Origin of the sequence: Streptomyces sp. NPDC089799 (assembly GCF_040684755.1) — a bacterium.
GTDB lineage: Bacteria > Actinomycetota > Actinomycetes > Streptomycetales > Streptomycetaceae > Streptomyces.
Genome location: NZ_JBFBGR010000024.1, coordinates 114,875 through 127,969 on the forward strand (window position 1 = coordinate 114,875; position 13,095 = coordinate 127,969).

General features: G+C 67.6%; 11 protein-coding genes and 3 pseudogenes. 7 read left to right on the forward strand and 7 right to left on the reverse strand.

Going from position 1 to position 13,095, the window contains the following annotated elements:
• Positions 1-937 precede the first annotated feature (937 nt).
• The 3 genes from AB0O36_RS25170 (at position 938) to AB0O36_RS25180 (ending at position 3,926) form a co-directional block, all read left to right on the forward strand.
• Positions 938-2,035, forward strand: coding sequence for an ABC-three component system protein (locus AB0O36_RS25170; RefSeq protein WP_365114268.1), 1,098 nt, complete (start codon positions 938-940; stop codon positions 2,033-2,035).
• Positions 2,032-2,493, forward strand: coding sequence for an ABC-three component system middle component 2 (locus AB0O36_RS25175; protein ID WP_365114270.1), 462 nt, complete (start codon positions 2,032-2,034; stop codon positions 2,491-2,493). The genes AB0O36_RS25170 and AB0O36_RS25175 overlap by 4 nt, the downstream gene beginning before the upstream one ends.
• A gap of 776 nt (positions 2,494-3,269) precedes the next feature.
• Complete coding sequence (locus AB0O36_RS25180; protein WP_365114272.1) at positions 3,270-3,926, forward strand: hypothetical protein; 657 nt, start codon at positions 3,270-3,272, stop codon at positions 3,924-3,926.
• A gap of 973 nt (positions 3,927-4,899) precedes the next feature.
• Here the strand turns inward: AB0O36_RS25180 and AB0O36_RS25185 are convergent.
• Both AB0O36_RS25185 and AB0O36_RS25190 read right to left on the reverse strand, forming a co-directional pair.
• Positions 4,900-6,504 carry an RICIN domain-containing protein gene (locus tag AB0O36_RS25185; RefSeq protein WP_365114274.1) on the reverse strand — a complete coding sequence of 535 codons (1,605 nt, stop codon included), beginning with the start codon at positions 6,502-6,504 and terminating at the stop codon, positions 4,900-4,902.
• Between the two features lie 358 nt (positions 6,505-6,862).
• Positions 6,863-7,606, reverse strand: a complete 744-nt coding sequence (locus AB0O36_RS25190) for a helix-turn-helix transcriptional regulator (protein WP_365114276.1) — start codon at positions 7,604-7,606, stop codon at positions 6,863-6,865.
• 54 nt (positions 7,607-7,660) lie between these two features.
• Between AB0O36_RS25190 and AB0O36_RS25195 the strand changes: the two are divergent.
• The 4 genes and pseudogenes from AB0O36_RS25195 to AB0O36_RS25210 all read left to right on the forward strand — a co-directional run bounded on the left by AB0O36_RS25195 (position 7,661) and on the right by AB0O36_RS25210 (position 10,260).
• Positions 7,661-8,351: pseudogene (locus tag AB0O36_RS25195) on the forward strand (hypothetical protein).
• 116 nt (positions 8,352-8,467) lie between these two features.
• Complete coding sequence (locus AB0O36_RS25200) at positions 8,468-9,664, forward strand: PLP-dependent aspartate aminotransferase family protein (RefSeq protein WP_365114278.1); 1,197 nt, start codon at positions 8,468-8,470, stop codon at positions 9,662-9,664.
• A gap of 124 nt (positions 9,665-9,788) precedes the next feature.
• A complete protein-coding gene (locus AB0O36_RS25205) occupies positions 9,789-10,064 on the forward strand; it encodes a recombinase family protein (protein WP_365114292.1) in 276 nt (91 codons plus the stop codon).
• A gap of 4 nt (positions 10,065-10,068) precedes the next feature.
• The gene (locus AB0O36_RS25210) at positions 10,069-10,260 is read left to right on the forward strand and encodes a hypothetical protein (protein WP_365114279.1); all 192 of its coding nucleotides are present in this window, start codon (positions 10,069-10,071) and stop codon (positions 10,258-10,260) included.
• Positions 10,261-10,418: 158 nt separating this feature from the next.
• Here the strand turns inward: AB0O36_RS25210 and AB0O36_RS25215 are convergent, their stop codons facing one another.
• From AB0O36_RS25215 to AB0O36_RS25235, 5 genes and pseudogenes are all read right to left on the reverse strand, one after another.
• Positions 10,419-11,066 carry a hypothetical protein gene (locus AB0O36_RS25215; RefSeq protein WP_365114281.1) on the reverse strand — a complete coding sequence of 216 codons (648 nt, stop codon included), beginning with the start codon at positions 11,064-11,066 and terminating at the stop codon, positions 10,419-10,421.
• A complete protein-coding gene (locus AB0O36_RS25220) occupies positions 11,063-11,356 on the reverse strand; it encodes a hypothetical protein (RefSeq protein ID WP_365114283.1) in 294 nt (97 codons plus the stop codon). The genes AB0O36_RS25215 and AB0O36_RS25220 overlap by 4 nt, the downstream gene beginning before the upstream one ends.
• Before the next feature lie 858 nt (positions 11,357-12,214).
• Complete coding sequence (locus AB0O36_RS25225; protein WP_365114294.1) at positions 12,215-12,415, reverse strand: DUF6233 domain-containing protein; 201 nt, start codon at positions 12,413-12,415, stop codon at positions 12,215-12,217.
• A gap of 300 nt (positions 12,416-12,715) precedes the next feature.
• Positions 12,716-12,898 (reverse strand): annotated as a pseudogene (locus AB0O36_RS25230) (N-acetyltransferase); the annotation flags it as partial.
• Positions 12,895-13,095 (reverse strand): annotated as a pseudogene (locus AB0O36_RS25235) (phosphotyrosine protein phosphatase); the annotation flags it as partial. The pseudogenes AB0O36_RS25230 and AB0O36_RS25235, both read right to left, overlap by 4 nt.

The following is a 13,095-nucleotide window of genomic DNA, read 5'->3' on the forward strand; positions in this document are numbered from 1 at the left end:
GACACACGTCGGCTCAGAGATCGACCAGACAAGTCCTGGCCGCCAAGCAGCGGGGCCTCTTATCCACTGGGGCCCCGCTCCGTCCCGTCTTCAGCCCCTGCGAAGCCGATGGGCCTTGAGTCCCTCCCTCAGTCCTCTGAAGCCTGAGACCCTCCTGCCAGATGGACTTGGTCCCTGGGCCGGGGCGCTCCGCCGACGGCGAGAGTGACGCAGTCCCTCAGTCCCTGCTCGGCGCCAACAGCTTCAGGCCCTGCGTGTTTTCGCAGGTCAAACGTATGAAGCGAGGTTGTACAGGGACTGAAGGGACTGAGGATCGGTACTTCCATGCCTCATGGGCGCATGTGTATGCGCGTACGAAACAACCTCATGCGTTGGACAGCTCACAACTAGAAAGTTCGGTCCCTTCAGTCCCTGAGTCCCTGCCCGCCCGCCGCTGCAGGTTCTGTAGTGACGGAAGCGAAGGTGTCAGAACGTTGCCGAATGAGGGTTGGCCCCTGTTAGGGGGACAGGCCCAGGGACTGGGGAGGAGGAGGGGCTGAGTCTCTGAAGGGAGGCCGCCACGCCCGGGACTGAGGGGGCAAATCCGACTCTTGAGACCAAAAGCGACAGCCGGCAGAGCACGTCAGGGACTCAAGGGACTGAAATGCCGAATTGACCCCACCCTGGCAAGTCAGCGTGTTGAGATTTGAGGGCCCAGGGGGCTCACCCAGCCCGTCGCGCGTGGCGGCGATGACGCCGCGTCTTGGCCTACCTGGGCAGGGCTGCGAAATTTAGCTTGCCAAACAAACAGCGGTTCTAACGCGAACTGGATCCGATCCTAGCGCTGCATCGTCACCGTCGGTATCTCGATGGTAGCTCTCTTGCGAGCGATCGATCAGCGATATCCCTAGTCGCAGCCGCTGCAACGGCGACCGACCGGGCTGCACGAGGGGGGAACGTGTCGGATCAAACCCTGGCGCCACAAAACGGTCCTGCCGAACCGCCGCTGGTGCTCAAGGGTTCGGGGATGCAGTTTCCGTACATGCCGAGCCCCAAGGCGCTCGTCTTCGGGTACGACCCGGACGAGTTCGAGGAGTTCGTCAAGGAGTGGGTCCCGGCTGTTCAATCCGCGTATGTGCGGGTGGAGCGCCAGGGCGGCAGCGGAGACCACGGCATCGACGTGGCCGCGTTCCGCAGCACGCAGGGTTTGGAGGGGCCGTGGGACAACTACCAGTGCAAGCGCTACAAGAACGCCTTGAACTGGAGTACTGCCGCAGGTGAGATCCGCAAGATGTTGGTCGGTGTGGTGCTTGGGCACTTCGTCCTTCCCACCCAGTACATCTTCGTCACGCCGGCGTTCGCCCGCGGTCTGCGTGATGCGCTGGCGAAGCCAGCTCAGACTCGTACGAAATTCCTTACGGAACTGACCGACACGAATGATGAGATCATCACCCGGCTGACGGCCGATCAGCAGCAGGCAGTGGCCCAGCTGGCCGAGCGGACAGACTTTGCGATGTTCGTGCCAGTCGACATGGATCAGATGCTTGAGCAGCACAAGACCACCCCGCAATGGGTCACCCGGTTCCCAGACGTACAGCGCGAGCGCCCAGCCGTCATGCTGCCTCCGGACGAGCACGGTCCCGAGGAGGCCTGCTACGTTCAGCAGCTGGTGCGGGTCTATGCCGAGCGGTGGAAGGGTGACGTCGCAACCCTGGAACTGATTGCGCAGCACCCCACGGCCGGTGATCACATGCGTCGGCAGCGCGAGGCGTTCTACAGCGCCGAGTCGTTGCGCCGCTTCGCTCGGGACGCTTACCCCGACGGACACTTCAATGCGGTCATGGACGACGTCCACACGATTGCGGTAGAGGTGGGCGACAAGCGCTTCGAACTTGGCCGGGACCGCCTGCAGGCGGTCCTGGAGGCCGCCGGTGTCATGGCGCTGACGGAGACGGTTCTCGCCCGGTACGTGAGGCCCCTGGACCGCAAGGGGGTATGCCATCACCTGGCGAACGAAGGCCGACTGAAATGGTGTGAGGAAGGAGGAGCCGCATGAACCCGCTCAATAGCCCGCTGGAGATCAGCGTGCGAGCCCTGGTGCTCCTGGCAGAGATCCACCCCGAGCCCCTCGACCTGGCACAGCTGGCCCTCCTTGACCACGCCGTCCTCCACAGCGGCGACCTCGACGGCCCTCTCTCCCTGCACCCTTCCTTGCCCGGGCATTCCGGTGAGCTGGGCATGAAGCGAACCGTGCTGGAACAAGCGCTGCTGGTCCTCATTCGTGCCGGGCTCGCCGGCGTCGAGGCCGACGAGACGGGGCTGGTGTACCGAGCCACTGAACGCGGGCCCGCTTTCGTCGACATCCTTGAGGCCCCCTACGTGGGGCGGCTGCGGGAGCGTGCCGAGTGGGCCGTGCGCCACTGGGCTCCCGACACCGACGTAAGACAGGCCACTGCGGAACTCATCAGTGGCTCCCTGTCCGCATCCGCGCCATTCGAGGGCCGCCGTGAGTGAACTGCAGTCGCTCCACCAACAGCCCGTGCTGTCCGTTCGCCAGAGGGGCCGACAAAAGGCGTCCTACCAGCAGGATCTACCTGCCTGGACGAGTGCGCTGCGGACGTTGCCGATGACGTCATCGCCGATGACGTCATCGCGGCCGGTGAAGCGGGAGTTGCGCCGCGGGATACGGCCAGATTCCCTGGTGCTCACCGGTTCCAGGAGTGCCACGCACCGGTTCCGTCTCGATGACCCGTGGCTCGCCCTGGACGACGACGCGGCCAGCGAGGACTCGGTCTCCGGCAGGTCCACCGACGCCGACGCCGACGCGCTGGCCGAGCTGGCGGCCGGGAAGTCCGAGTGTGCCGGTGTTGGACTGGCACTTGGTGGCGGGATCCGCTGCGCCACATCTTTAGGTGCAGTGGCGTTTCGGCGGTGAATCGGACGGCCCGGGGGAGTGAACCGCTGCCCCGGGTCCTGTCGCCGGCGGGCTGGTGGCCGGTAGAACCGCCGCATGATGTTGCAGGCGGCATGGATATGTACCTGCTGGATGGACTGCTCGACCACGATAGGGAAGAACCACGCTGACCTCTGCTCGCCCAGGGCGAGGCCCGCGCCCTGATGGTGCTGCTCGCCGAGCTGGATGTGGCCGGGCAGCCGGAGGAGATCAGGGACGCGGGCCGGGAACTGCCCTACCGGATCGGGAGCCGGCTTTCCGTCTGGCCTCATGGGCGCCCAAGGAGCTCGGCCATGGCAAAGTGATCACGTTGGATGGTCTGTGGGGGAGGAAATACGTGAAGCGGCGCCTGAGGCCGATCGTGGTTGCGGCTGTGTCCACGGTGGCGCTGTCCGGTTGCGGCGGCAGTGGGGAGAGCGGAAGCCCGTTGGGCAGCGGCCCGGGACAGGTCGCCGCTCCTGCTGGGCCCTACCGCTTGAAGATGCCCAAGGCGGTACTCAAGGGCACCTTCACGGAATCCGACCATGCCGAGCCGAACCAGCAGGTCGCTTCGCTGCTCTCCAGCCAGATCGAGAACGGCGTTACCGCGTTCGCCACCTACCGGCCCGCGGGCCGTAAGTCAGTGACCGACGGGCCTGTGCTGGCGGTGAACGGAGTGTTCGGAACAGTACTTGGCCCGGTCACCGCCCGCGACGGGCTTCTGCAGATCCTCGACAACCGGACCACCGTCCCGGACCGGCGCACCACAGTGATCACCGGTCCCCGTACGATCTTCCCCCGCGGTTCTTCAGAGCCCGTCTCCTGCCGGATCGTTGAGAAGACCGATCGATACGGAACGGGCTGGGATGCTGACTGCTCCTGGGCTGACGGATCGGCCGTTGCCGTTGTCTCCCAGCTCGTCGACTACGGCATGGCGCCTACTCAATTCGACCTTGCGGCATTGGCAGCCAAGACGGACATCATCCGCAGCGAGGTCCGCGTCCCCATCACATAGTTCGTCGCGCCCTCTCGAAAGGAGCCGGTGACCAGCCGCTGGCTGGACACTTCGGACACCCTGTCCGTCCTCCTGGAGGATGAATCGAATGCCCTGCTGGCTGCCCTTGCCCAACGCTTGTGCCAAAGACATTTCAGCGCCTGGAACGACCGACAAGGGCGCCGCGATCGACGCCGCCCTCGGCTGCCGTCGGGATCTGCCGGTGCTCCTCGACCGGCACGTGCCCCTCGGCCTGGATCGGGCCGCCCGCCGGCTCGGGGTCCGCCCGCGTCGACTTCGACGCCGTGGTGCGACTTGGGTTCGTTTCGCCGGTGGGCTCGGGTGACGGTCGACTACAAGCGGCAGGGCGGCGTCACGGTGGTCCCGTTGTACTCGGCGGAGTGCGTAGCCCTGCTCCCCGTCGTCCGCCTCTGGGTCGACTGGCGGGCGGTGTACGCCGCCGGCGGCACGATGACTTCCCCGCCCCGGCCGGCGGCACGGAGGGGCATCCGGAGTTCGACCGGGCCGCGGTGGTTGCGTGGCTGGGCGAGGGCGGAGCCCGCCGGTTCCGGCTTGATGACGCGCACCTGGCTTGGACGACGATCCGGCTGGGGAGGAGGTGCTATCCGGGGCTTAGAGTGCATGTCGAGAGAGATTCGTTCCACGTCGCGAGCGTAAGATCGTCTGATCATGCCGGCGTTCTGCCCAAGGCTGTGCCGGGCCCCAAATACTCCAGCCGTGGATCGCGATCACGGATGTGGAGACCGCCCGACGGTAGCCTGCCCACGTTGCTGAGACCTGGGACGAAGAGCAGCTGATCGCAAACGGCTTCGAGCTTCCGTGTCGGGTCCAGATCAGGCCGGTGCGTACAACGGCGTGCACGGGGGCTGGTGCCCCCGCGGCCTTGCTGGCGTCGGACATGGTTGGTCCCCCGCTGTGGGGATACGGCGTGGGGCCACCGGTTCTCAGAATCGGGTCCGTGTTGCTTGGTGGGCTACTTGCTGGTCCCGATCCAGGCGTGGGCGGGGTGGCTGGGGTTGCAAACCCACTGGACTACCGGTGCGCTGTTGTCGGTGTTGCCCGCGCTGGGGACGGCGCACAGCCCGTTGCCGCGGTTCTGCAGGATGGCGCCGCCGGCTTTGCCCGGCTGGACCGTCCAGTCCTGTGTTGCGTGGTTGTTGCAGTCGTACTGTACGAGGAGGGCGCCGTTGGAACTGCTGGCGTCCTTGACGGACAGGCAGCGCTTGCTCTGAAAGTTGCGGATCTTCGAGCCCTCCCAGTACCAGTCCTGGGAGTTCGTTCCGCTGCAGGTGAACTGGATCACGGTGGCGTTGTTGTCCAGCCCGGCAGCGTAGGGCAGCAGGCACTTTCCACTGGTGACGTTCTTCAGGCGGAACGTGTTGACAGGCCGCGCTTCGGGAGCGAAGTCGAACACCAGCCGCTGGTTGTGCTTGACCGTAGGGTTCCTGATGACTTCGTTGACGCCGCGCAGGCGGCCGGTGCTGGAGTCCCAGTCGATGTTCTGAGTCATGTCAGGAACAGCGGTCAGAACGGCCGGGTGGCCGCCGGGTGCCGTCTTGTAGACACAGGATGACTCGATGTAGCCGTTGTCGTATCCCGCCGGGCAGGCCGCGCTGATGAAGAAGTCAGCTCCCATGCGGGTGACGCCTTGGGTGCGGATGAGCGTGTTCTGCCATGCCGCGGTGGCGGTGGTTTCGCCGAACTCGGACCCGTCATCGGCGCGGGGCAGCCACGTTTCGAGATTGAAGGGCCACTGCACGATGCGGGGGGCGTTCGCTTCGATCGACTGCGTGAACTCGCCGGAGACCAGGGCCTTGCGGGTGCGGTCGAAGCTGAGGGAGTTCAGGCACGGCGATACGCTGCCCGGATCGCACTTGCCCGCACTCTTCTCATAGGAGAGGTAAAACAGCGTCATCGGCATGATGTACTGGTACCCGGCGCTTCCCGGGTCGTCGGACTCCAGCAGGTTGTCGAGGCTGTACACCTGCAGGGAGCCGCCCGTGGAGAGCAGCAGGTTCTTCTCGTACCAGACGATCCCGTCCGCATGGCTGTCCACTGGTGTGACCTGGCCCTGTGCGTTTACCCGGGTCAGCAGAACGTCGAAGTAGGTGGCCTGGTCGGGGTTCGTGGCACTTGTGCCCCGGTGGACGAACCTCAGTTTCGTATCGGAAGTCAACTTGTCATACATGGAGACGACTTCCCAGCGGTTCGTCGTGCTCGCCGGATAGGTTCCGTCCTGCGTACTCGTGTGGGGGACGGAGAAGCCCTGAGGCATCCAGTTCGGCTGCTTTTCGTCCACCACCCCGCTGTCGTCTTCCGGGTCGTCCCAGCAGTAGCCGCGGGCATCCAAGCCGGGGTGGAAAGGCTCGGGGTAGCAGAGCCCGTTCTTTCCCTTCCTGCCCGTTGCGTTCAATGCGTCGGCCAAGGTGGCGGGGGTGAGCTTTTCGTTCGCTGCCACGCCGGTCCGAACGTCGACGCGCACGTCGTCCTCGTCGCGAAGTTTGAGTTTGTCGGCCTCAACTGCGTTGATTGGGTCGCCGATGCCCACTGCGTGAGCGGTGCCCTCCAGGGCGAACATCCCCGCCACGGCGAGAAGTGCGGATGCGGCACCCCGGGCTACCCTGCCTGCCCCCCGCCGTAGACGGCCACTTGCCAGTATCGTCGCTATCACGTATTCAGTCACTCTTCTCCGGCGTCACGCCAGCCGATCGAACCCAACGCCGACAAGACCGTCCTCCTCCGCGGAGGGTTGTATGCGAGCGCGATACGTGCCGGTGATCACGGTCACGTCAACTGGCCCCGCAGTCGTGACGATCGAGAAGCCTTCCGGCCGGGAATCAGATCACCGCCGTGGCCAAAACCGCCCCGACCTCGGCCAGGCGCCGCCTCGACCCGGCATGCCCGCTGAACAGCCCGCGAACCGGCCGGTTCGCGGCTCAGTCCGCCGGGTGGGCGCCGGGGGTGTGGCCAAAGGTGCGCCGGAAGACGTCGATGAACGCGCTGGCCGATGACCAGCCGCATCGGTGTGCCACCGCGGTCACCTGCTCCCTCTCGGCCAGCAGGACCAGCGCACGCTGCAGCCGCAGCTGGGTGCGCCACTGGGGGAAGGTCATGCCGAGGTCGCTGCGGAACAGCCGGGACAGAGTGCGGTCACTCGCCCCGACCTGGCGGCCCAGCTCGGCGAGGGTACGGGGGTCGGCCGGATCGGCCAGCAGGATCTGGCACAGCGTGCGCAGCAGTGGCGTGGCCGGTGTGGGCAGGTGCAGCGGCTCCTGGGGCGAGGCCCGCAGCTGGTCGAGGAGGACGGCACGCATCCGGGTCCGTTCCGGACTGTCCTCGTCGGGTGCGTGGGTGTAGGCGATGATCAGTTCACGCAGCAGCGGGCCGACGGCCAGCACGGTCGGGGCGTCAAGACCGAGGGGGTTGTCCGTCGCGGGCAGTCCCACCAGATGCAGTTCGAGTTCCCCGTGGGCCTGGTGGGCGTGGACGACGCCGGCCGGTACCCAGATGGCGCGGGTGCCCGGGGCGACCCAGGAGCCCGCACTGGTCGTGACGGCCAGCACGCCCCGACCGGCATAGATGATCTGGTGGTCGTCGTGCCGGTGGGCGTCGATCTCGCCGCCGGACACCAGACGCTGGGTGCGTGTCGGCGCGACCGGCTCATGGCGGATATTCGTCATTATCCGGCAGCTTATCGGAAGCGCGACACAGGAACCGTTCCGGACCATGGCGGAGTGCGAAGGAATACATCGATCACCCTGCTGTCTGTCGGGCACGCCTGTGGCGACATCTACCAAGGCGCCGTTGCGGCCCTGGTGCCGTTCTTCATCGCGGAGCGCGCCTACAGCTACGCGCCTCGGGCATCGTGCCGGCAACCTCGCTCCTGTCCTCGGTGGCGCAACCGGTGTTCGGCGCGCTCACCGACCGCTGGCGATGCCATGGCTGCTGCCCGTCAGCACTCTGCTGGGCGGTGTCGGCATCGCGCTGAGCGGGCTGGGCGGCTCGTACGCGCTCACGCTTGTGTTCGTCGCGGTCTTGGGCATCGGCGTGGCCGCCTACCATCCGGAATCCGCCCGCGTCGCCCGCCTCGCCGGCCAGGGCGGTCACCGGGCCATGGGCTGGATTTCCAGCGGCGGCAACATCGGCTTCGCGCCGGCTCCGCTCATGGTCGCCGCCGTGGTGGCCCCGGGGCGGGGGATCGCCCTCGGTCTGACCGCCAGCATCGGCGGTCTCGCCAGTCCCGTCATCGGCGCTCTTGCCGACGCTTCGTCCCTGCAGACCGCCCTGGCACCCCTCGTCGTGATGCCTCTGCTGAGCCGGGTCCTCTTCCGCGGCCTGCCCGAACCCACCGCACCGCACCCCGGGACCGCACCAGAACCGCAGGTCGCCGGCGCCGAGGCCGCCCCGCAGTCCGGCAACCGCTGACCGGCACGGGCGGACGTCCGCGAGCCCGCGGCCGTACCACCACCTCCGGCTGTGCGACACACCCGCAGACACGACTATCCGAACTGCCCTGCAATTAACCACTAAAGGATGATCCAATGGATATCGGGACCCTGCTGATTCGCGCCGCCCGGCGGACCGCGACCGCCGCGAACTCGGTGAGCCCTCCGCTGGTGCGCACCTCGACGACCGTCTTCGACTCGTTCGACGCCTACAAGCGGGCACAGAGTGGGCTGGTGTTTGACGGCCCGCGCTACGGCAGATCCGGCACCTCGACGACGTTCGAACTGCAACGCGCCATGGCCCAGATCGCGCACACCGAGACGTGCATCGCGACCAGCAGCGGGCTGGCGGCGATCACCGCGGTGCTCGCCGCGCACGCCGGACCCGGACGTCACATCCTGGTCGGCGCGGGTGTATATGGGCCCACGCGGGTCTTCTGCGACAACGTGCTGATCCCGTCCGGAACCGACGTGGAGTACTTCGCCCACGACACCGACATCTCGCCCCTGCTGCGCGCGACCACGAGCCTGGTGTTCGTCGAGACCCCCGCGTCGCTGACGATGGAGATGTGGGACATCCCCGCCCTCTGCTCGGCGGCGCACGACCGCGGAGTTCCCGTCGCCTGCGACGCGACCTGGGGAACACCGGTCTTCTTCGACGCGCACGCACTCAAGATCGACATCTCCATCCACGCCGCGACCAAGTTCATCAACGGCCACTCCGATCTGATGCTCGGACTCGTCACCGGCACCCTCGACGCCCTGGCCGGCGTTCGCACGTACTGCGACCGCAGCGGCACCCATGCCGCCCCGGACACCTGCTGGCTCACACTGCGCGGACTGCGCACCCTCGCGGTGCGCATGGAACACCACCAACGCTCAGCCCTCACCGTCGCGCAGTGGCTGCAGTCCCAGCCCGAAGTCCAGCGCGTCCTGTTCCCCGCCCTCGACACCGACCCCGGTCACAAACTGTGGCAGTCACAGTTCTCTGGCGCGGCAGGCCCGTTCACCGTCGAGCTTGCCCCGTGCAGCGAAGAGGCGTTCACCCGATTCATCGACGCTCTCTCCCTGTTCAGTATCGGCACAAGCTGGGGCGGGTTCGAGAGCCTGGTCATGCCCGCCGTGCCCCATCACCTGCGCGCCCTGGCCACCCCGGCGAACACACCCCGACTGATCCGCTTCCACATTGGACTGGAGAGCCCCCAAGACCTCTGCGACGATCTGGCCGCAGCGCTTGCCGTCATACAAGGTGACCGAGACACCGGCGAGCAACTTCAAGAAACCAATGGCTGATTGAAGATCGGCCGCCGAAGATCGAAAACAGCCGACACGCCTTCAAAAACTCCTTCAGAAACCCCGATCGTCAACAACCTCACGAACACCGCTCCTTGAGCCCGCGGTCCTCACCGACATCCGGATCGGCTACGCCCGCGTCTCCACCGGCGGGCAGAAGCTCGACCGGCAGTACGACGCACTCAAGGTCGCGGGCTGCCGCCGCATCTTCACCGACAAGAAGTACGGCAAGAACGACCTGCGCTCCGAGCTCAAGGCATGTCACGCCCGTCCATGCCCGCCGGGCCTGAGCATCGCCACGGCCGGCTGCGCGCAGCCGACGGCTGGCTGGGGCGGACGGCCTGAGTGCCCGGCCGAGGTGGTCACTGCGTTACCTGCGTGCCGGTTGCGGGGTTGCTGAGGGCATGGACACGTACCTGCTGGACGGACTGCTCGACCACGACAGGGAAGAACCGCGCCGCCCGCTGCTCGCTGAGGGCGAGGCCCGCGCTCTGATGGTGCTGCTCGCTGTGCTGGATGTGGCCGGGCAGCCGGAGGGGATCAGGGACGCGGCGCGGGAACCGCGCTACCGGATCGGGAGCCGGCCTCCCGCCTGACCGAATGGGCGCCCAGGCGGTGCCCGGCAGGTGCGGGTGCCGACACCTTGCTCCCGGCAGTCCCGCCGAGAGGGGGTGCCGCCTGTACCTGCGGGGGTTCTGGGAATGGGGGCGTGGGCCGCTTCCGGGAGAAGCGGCCCCGCGTCGTGAGGGATGGTTCAGCTGTGTGCTCCGGGGAGCCACGGGGCGGTGTGGGGTTGTTCGAGGGCCTTGAGGTGGCGCCAGGTGTAGACCCAGTCTTCGACGTCGGTGATGCCGCAGGCACGGAGGAAAGCCGTGCACCGGTCCAGGGAGGGGACCTTGTCGCCGTTGAGCATGTCGCTCACCGTGCTGCGTTTGAGGATGCCGTTGCCGGCGGCCACGAGCTTGCGCAGCGTGGGTTTGCCGGCCCAGATGTGGACGGCGTTGAGGGCTGCGACGAAGTCTGCGGGGCTGGTGACCTGCAAGGGGTTCGGGCGGCCATACTGCGGTACCGGGTCCGGCGGGGGAGCGTGCTGGATGGTGACCTGGCCGCCGTTCACGACGTATCGCGGTTCGAGCACGGCATTCGCTGGCCCTCGGCGGTCTTGCTCGATCTCGATCAGCGCCTTGCTACGGAGGAGACGGAGGCGTTCCATCTCGTCTGGCGTGGCCGACAGGCGGGCGAGGATGTGCTCGAATGCGGTTCTCGACGGGACGCGCCTCCCATTCAAGGCCTCCGACAAGGAAGCCAGCGGAATCTGCCCGTTGGCGATCGCTCGGTAGGACAGGCCGCTGCGCGTCTGGAGCTCTTTGAGCCCACTGGCGAGCTCTTCACGCGCGGTCATCGGGCACCGCGGCCGGGCACACCGGGTCGCAGGAGGCGGAGCGCGCTGCGCGCCGGGCGGGCGAGGATCTCGATGAGGACTGCGGCGAGGACCGCACCGATGACCTCGATCTCGTGTCCGACGCTCCACATCCACGCCAGGCCGATGATGGCGGTGATGGCGGCTGTTGCGTTAATGGTGCGGGTGAAGCCGAAGCCGGGGTGGATGCCGCGGGTGATGACGCAGCCGGAGGGGGCGGATGGGGTGGGCTGGAGGACCCAGCCCTTCCCGCGAAGGTAGAGCCACAGCATCGAGCCGCTCCTGTTGTTGGGTTCGCCTGGAGGGGTGGTGCCGAGGGTTTCGCAGACCCTCGCCTGCCGCTTCCGCGGGAGGCATGGCAGAAGCATGGCGCGGCACGGGGTGGGCTGCAACATCCCATTTCTGGCGTGCAGTTGGCTGAACAGGCAGATGTATGACGCATTGTCAGTCTGCGTCGATGTCGTGGTGTGGCCGACGCAGGCTCGGCGCTTGGGCTTCTTGTCCGGCGGCCTTCCGGGGCTGTCCGGCAGTGTCCGGTGCTGTCCGGCGCCGGGGGTGACGCCCGGCGCAGCGGTCGCGGCGATGTCGGTGGGGCTGCGGGCGGTGGTGTGCCGACTGCTGTCCGGCTGTGTCCGGGGCTGTCCGTCCGGCGTGCATGCGTGCATTCTTTACGCGATGCTGGGGGCCGAAGCCGCTCCTCGCCTGGAGGGTCTTCACGGGGTTGTTGTTCGCAGCGACCGCCCCGTGTTGCGTGATGCAGATCACATGCAAAGTGGCGGGCCTGTGCGTTCGAGCGCGGGCCCGCTGTCTGGTTCCAGAGGGTTGCAGGCTGGATTCCGCACCCTCGCCGCTGCCGGTGCAGGGCCGCGCCCGGAGGGGTCACCCTTCGTCGGTGTCCGGGCTCCACACGGCCGGCCCGCCGCCGCGCCACTCGATGAGCAGTGTGTCGTCCAGGCGGACGTCATCGGGGTCCAGGCCGGCCCGCCGCAGGAAATCCAGGATGTCGCCGGGGCCGAGAGCGCGGCCGAGGATTCTGCCGTCGACGCGGACGCGGCGTCCGCCTTCGGCGTCGGGCGGGTAGACGATGACGCGCAGGTCGGAGCTAATTCCTCCACCGTGCCGTTACCGGGTCATTCGAGCACTCCGAGGGCGGTGTCGGGGCGGCAGGGGATACAGGCGGTCACGCCCTCGGAAAGCAGCTGGCGGGCCTGGTGCGGTGCTGCGGGGATGCAGCGTCCGCCGGTGTCCCGGCAGTGGCCGGTGTGGACGCGGACGGGGAGCTGGCCGGCGCCGATCCCGCGCTCGACCAGCCACGCCGGGGGCTCGGGCACCGGCTGCTGCCTGGCGGCCTCGCGTTCCTCGGCGCCCGCTCCGTGCGGCTGAGTTCGCCGGGCAGGTAGGTGACCAGCGTCCGCAGCCGGGGGAGGTCGGGTGGCAGGACGGACATGCCCGTCAGCCTCCGTACTGCGCCCGCCGGGCGGCCCGGCACGTCTCGCACAAGGGGTTCTCTCGGGGAGGCTCTGTGGGCCACGGCCGCGACAACCCGTACCTGCCTCTACCAGGACCGCAACGACCCTGTGTGGGACAACCACTCCGATACCGCGCCCCTCCGTGACGGCCGCGGGCCGGCCGTCGTCGAGCGCGACCAGGCGGTGGTCGGGCAGCTTGGCGCTGCCGAAGCCCACCCAGGTCGGGGCGGTGGTCTCGAAGTTAGCGTTTCCCTCGTCGATGCCGAGCTGGTAGATCGCCAGGACTTGCCCGGCGTGTTCGGGTCGCAGGGGCGCGATGCGCACGCCGGTGTCGGTGGCCGTCATGCCGTGGCCTCGATGCCGAGTTCGGTGAGCAGGCCGCGGATACGGCGCTCGATCTCGTCGCGGATCGGCCGGACGGCCGCGACGCCCTGGCCGGCGGGGTCTTCCAGCTGCCAGTTCAGGTACCGCTTGCCGGGGAAGTAGGGGCAGGCGTCGCCGCAGCCCATGGTGATCACCACGTCCGAGGCCTGCACCGCCTC

Coding starts and splice junctions, on each gene's coding strand:
- AB0O36_RS25175 (WP_365114270.1), top strand. CDS start 2,032: ATGAACCCGCTCAATAGCCCGCTGGAGATCAGCGTGCGAGCCCTGGTG.
- AB0O36_RS25185 (WP_365114274.1), bottom strand. CDS start 6,504: ATGTTCGCCCTGGAGGGCACCGCTCACGCAGTGGGCATCGGCGACCCA.
- AB0O36_RS25190 (WP_365114276.1), bottom strand. CDS start 7,606: ATGACGAATATCCGCCATGAGCCGGTCGCGCCGACACGCACCCAGCGT.
- AB0O36_RS25200 (WP_365114278.1), top strand. CDS start 8,468: ATGGATATCGGGACCCTGCTGATTCGCGCCGCCCGGCGGACCGCGACC.
- AB0O36_RS25210 (WP_365114279.1), top strand. CDS start 10,069: ATGGACACGTACCTGCTGGACGGACTGCTCGACCACGACAGGGAAGAA.
- AB0O36_RS25215 (WP_365114281.1), bottom strand. CDS start 11,066: ATGACCGCGCGTGAAGAGCTCGCCAGTGGGCTCAAAGAGCTCCAGACG.
- AB0O36_RS25220 (WP_365114283.1), bottom strand. CDS start 11,356: ATGCTGTGGCTCTACCTTCGCGGGAAGGGCTGGGTCCTCCAGCCCACC.